General features: G+C 37.8%; 2 protein-coding genes and 1 pseudogene. All 3 read right to left on the bottom strand.

Going from position 1 to position 4,066, the window contains the following annotated elements:
* Positions 1–1,301 (bottom strand): annotated as a pseudogene (locus tag HT691_RS08630) (IS3 family transposase); the annotation flags it as partial.
* A gap of 118 nt (positions 1,302–1,419) precedes the next feature.
* Entirely contained in the window at positions 1,420–3,399 is a 1,980-nt protein-coding gene (locus HT691_RS08625) for a peptide ABC transporter substrate-binding protein (protein WP_172925332.1), read from the bottom strand.
* Positions 3,400–3,515: 116 nt separating this feature from the next.
* The coding region (locus tag HT691_RS08620; protein WP_172925331.1) for an IS630 family transposase at positions 3,516–4,066 on the bottom strand (551 nt) is incomplete at its 5' end.

Below are 4,066 nucleotides of genomic sequence, written 5' to 3'. Positions count from 1 at the left end.
TTTTACCTTAATTCGTTTATTGTTGTAGTAATCAATATAGTCTACAATAGCTTGTTCCAATTGCTTAAGCGACTGAAACGACTTCTCATAACCGTAAAACATTTCCGATTTCAGAATCCCAAAGAAGGACTCCATCATACCGTTGTCTGGGCTGTTGCCCTTGCGTGACATGGATGCTTGAATTCCCTTACTCTCTAGGAACCGATGATAAGAATCGTGTTGATATTGCCAGCCTTGGTCACTATGGAGAATCGTATTCTCGTAGTGCTTCTCTGTGAATGCCTGTTCCAACATTGTTTGTACTTGTTCTAAGTTGGGTGAAGTTGAAAGATTATAGGCGATAATTTCACTATTAAAGCCATCTAAAACTGGTGATAAGTAAAGCTTTTGAGTACTTGCTGGAATGGCAAATTCTGTCACATCTGTGTAGCACTTTTCCATTGTTTTAGAGCCTTCAAATTGACGTTGAATGAGATTCTCTGCTTTCTTACCAACGTCTCCTTTATGAGAAGAATATTTTCGTTTCTGTCGCATTTTAGCTTGTAAATTGAGTACTTTCATCAAGCCTTGAACTCTTTTATGATTTACTAGATAACCACGATTTCTTAGTTCTAAATAAATCCGACGATAACCATAATTTCCCTTGTGTTCGATAAAGATGGATTGAATTTCAGCTTTAAGCTCTTGGTCCTTATCTGGTTTATCTAGCTGTTTCAAGTGATAGTAGTAGGTCAAACGAGCTAGTTTAATGGCTTTTAAAAGAAGATCTAACGAAAACTCAGTCATTAATTCTTGAACAATTTCTGTCTTTCTTCTTTCTCTTTTTCCTCCTTCAATCGGAGTTCTCTTAACTTTTTTAGGATAGCATTCTCCGCTCTCAGGTACTCATTTTCTGCTTGAAGACGTTCTAATTCTGTTCTCTCTTCAGGTCTCTTTTTTGGCTTACGTCCCATTTTAGGTACTCTCCCTCTTATTTTCTCAACAATAGTATACCCGTTTTTCTTGTATTGTGCTAGTCAATTAAGAAGTATCGTACGACTTGGGAGGCCGTATTCAAGAGAAACTCTATCTTTAGTCCAGCCTTCATGTATGACTTTATCAATCATTTCTTGTTTTAAATCAGGAGAATAGTAACGATTTTTTCCTTTTTTGACGAACTCTATTCCGTAACGATCAATCAATTTAATCATGTACCTAATATTAGAATTGTTTATCCCAAATTTATTTGAAAGCTTCTCTAAGCTATATCCTTGTTTTCTAAGTTCATAGATCTGAACTTTATCATCATGAGTTAATTTCATAATAAAAACACCCCAAAAGTTAGATTTTTTCTGTCTAACTTTTGGGGTGCAGTACATCAACACCTGATACTATGCGTTTTTCTGATTTTTAGGACTTTTGACTCAGTCTCTTTTTATTTTATTTCACATGTTTTGCAAGTTCTTCTTGCGCTTTTTTATTGGATTCTGCTTTTTCTTTCATCCATTTTTCTTGAGCTTTTTGGTATTCATCTGCAGTAACTGCCTTGTCTTGAATTTCAAGGTATTTATACAAGACTGGGTCGCTTGTACCTTTATTTCCTGACAATGCAAATGGTATTGTAAATGGTACCATCTTAGACAAGATTGGACGCCCTGTACGAGATGTAGTTGGAATAATCAAAGCACTATCTGTCAGCCAAGCTTGGGCTGAAGCGTATTTATCATAGCGTTTAGCAACATCTGTAGCCTCATCACCAGCTTCAGTAACCAATTTTTCGTAGTCATATAGACCTACTTTTTTAGCAGCTACATTATCTTCCCCTGAGTCAAATCCTAAATATGTTTTAGTACTTTCTCCTACAGAAGGTTTGATAATATCAAGGTAGGTTGATGGATCGGCAAAATCAGGACCCCAACCGACATTATCTGATAAATCCCAGTCTTCGCCAGCAGCATTTTCAGCAAATAAAGTTACATTAAGCAATTCATCTTTTTGCAATTGTTGGATATCAATAACGACATTATCAGTTCCTAAAGTTGCTTCCAAGGATTGTTTCATAGATTGGACACGTTGAACTTTTGTCGTTGCTGTCTGGTCAACAGGCATATCTAGGTGAATTGGGAAAGTCACACCTTCTGCTTGTAAAGCGGACTTAGCCTTGGCAAATTCAGCCTTGGCTTTTTCTGGATTGTAGAGACCATCTTGTGAATCGGCCAGATTAACATCCTTCCATTCATCCCCATAGGTTACTAATTTTTCTTTGACCATATCGCCAAAGTTTTTCCCATCTGCTTGAACAAATGTTGGTGGCACAAAGAGATTGCGCAAGATTTTGCTTGCTCCAGTTTCTCCATTCAACTGAGCGGCATAGGCTGTACGGTCAAATCCAAAGGCAATAGCCTGACGGAAATCCTTATTTAAGAGAGCCTTTTTAGTAGATGTCTTTTGTTCTTCGCTAGTCTTAGATGTGTATTTATAAGATTGACGGTCAATATTTGTCCCTACTAGATAAGTCGTAGAGTCTTGTTGAGTATAGACGATATTGTCTTTCATACTCTTCTCAAGCTCTGCGAAACTTGCACTTGTTGGATAAAGACGAGCTGCTGTAAGGCTACCATCTTTAAAGTTTTCTGCTGGTTTGCTGGTATCTTGCCCATCCCAGAATGACAATTTAACTTTGTCAATATGCACATTGTCCTTATCCCAATAGTTCGGATTTTTCGCAAATTCAACGGAAGATTTGGTCACAATGGATTTCAACAAATAAGGACCGTTATACAAGAGACTACTTGGATCCGTAGCTTTGGCAAAATCATCCCCTTTTGAATTCAAAAACTCTTCATTAACTGGCGCAAGCACACCCATTGTTGTTTTGGAATTCCAAAAACTTTCAGGTTTGTTCAAGGTGTATTGGATTGTTTGGTCGTCAAGGGCTTTAATCCCGACTTGAGTGAAGTCTGTGATTTCACCTTTGGCATAGGCATCCAGACCTTTGATTGAATCCTGTACCAAGTAAAGAGCATCCGCTTTCTTATCTGTTGCATATTTAAGACCTGTCACAAAGTCCTGAGCCTTAACAGGAGCATACTCTTCTCCCTCAGATGTATACCACTTGGCATCCTGACGAATCTTATAAGTATAAGTCAAGCCATCCTTAGAAACTGACCAGTCTTCTGCCAATGAAGGAACAAGGTTCCCGTATTTATCATTTTCAAGCAATCCATCAATCACATTACTAGTAATCTCAGAAGTTGCTGCCTTACCAGTTGTCAAATAGTTGAGATTATCTGGATGTGTCTCGTAGGTAAATGCAAAGGTTTTTTCACCTTGAGCACCTGAACCCCCAGAACAAGCAGCTAAAACACCAACTGCTAATAAGGTTACTCCCGCAAGAGCCAATACTTTTCTTGTTTTCATAGTATTCTCCTTTGTTTTTTATTCATTATAGACTCTTTTTCAAGTCCTGTCAATAGAATTTTCTGAATTTTAAGAGTTATTTGTTATATTTGATATATTCTGAAAAATAAAATTGTTCATTTATGCCAAAAAAGCATTCTAGTCCATCTCCGATTAACGATGGACGTTATCACCTCCTTCTCCAGTCCTTGTATAACATCTTGAAGTTGATTCATGACATCTTCCAAAGTTCGAAAGGCTTTATTCTTAAATCCACGTTTACGAATCTCTTTCCACACTTGTTCAATGGGGTTCATCTCTGGTGTGTATGGAGGAATAAAGGTAAAGCCAATATTAGTCGGAATCTTTAAGGTACTTGATTTATGCCATATGGCATTGTCCATAACGAGTAAAAGATAATCATCTGGATAAGCTTGTGAAAGCTCTTCTAAAAAGGCGTTCATCCACTCAGTATGACATCCACCAGCGATTAAGAAAAATGATTCGCCTGTATGGGCATCAACAGCTCCGTAACAATAGCGAAATTCTCGTATATAGTGACTATGGACATGTGGACCTACTCCCATTGGAGCCCAACAAGATCCCAGTTTACTGATTCTACCGAAACCAGCCTCATCTTGGTACATCAAGCGAACCTTACGAAAATGCCTACTGGTTTTAAAGCGCT

Source organism: Streptococcus sp. 477 (genome assembly GCF_013277295.1).
GTDB lineage: Bacteria > Bacillota > Bacilli > Lactobacillales > Streptococcaceae > Streptococcus > Streptococcus pseudopneumoniae.
Note: the sequence above shows the minus strand (reverse complement) of the source record. Positions and strands in the feature narration are given on the sequence as shown.

What these genes read in the sequence shown, in the direction of transcription:
- HT691_RS08625 (WP_172925332.1), bottom strand. Translation starts at nt 3,399, where the DNA reads ATGAAAACAAGAAAAGTATTGGCTCTTGCGGGAGTAACCTTATTAGCA.